1 protein-coding gene is annotated in these 322 nt (G+C 51.2%); it reads left to right on the top strand.

The genetic code is table 11. The features are described from left to right. Positions 1–20: 20 nt before the first annotated feature. Positions 21–322, top strand: a 302-nt coding sequence (locus F4W09_RS17010) for a thiolase family protein (protein ID WP_472755573.1), incomplete at its 3' end; no start/stop codon positions are given.

The raw sequence follows: 322 nt of genomic DNA, 5'->3' as shown, positions 1-322 counted from the left end.
TTCAAAGGACAAGATTAAAAATGAAAAACGCTTATATCATCGATGCCATCCGTACCCCATTCGGCCGTTATGCCGGTGGACTCGCACCAGTCCGTGCCGATGACTTGGGTGCTGTGCCGATTCAGGCCTTAATGCAACGTAATCCAAGCGTGGACTGGGAACAGGTAGATGACGTGATTTACGGCTGTGCCAACCAAGCGGGAGAAGACAACCGTAATGTCGGTCGTATGTCCGCACTACTTGCAGGCTTACCTGTCGAAGTTCCAGCAACCACCATCAACCGTCTATGTGGTTCATCCCTAGATGCGATTGCTATGGCAGC

Source organism: Acinetobacter tandoii (assembly GCF_008867985.1).
Lineage (GTDB): Bacteria > Pseudomonadota > Gammaproteobacteria > Pseudomonadales > Moraxellaceae > Acinetobacter > Acinetobacter tandoii.
The sequence above is the reverse complement of the archived record's forward strand: the minus strand, read 5'-3'. Positions and strand labels throughout refer to the sequence as shown.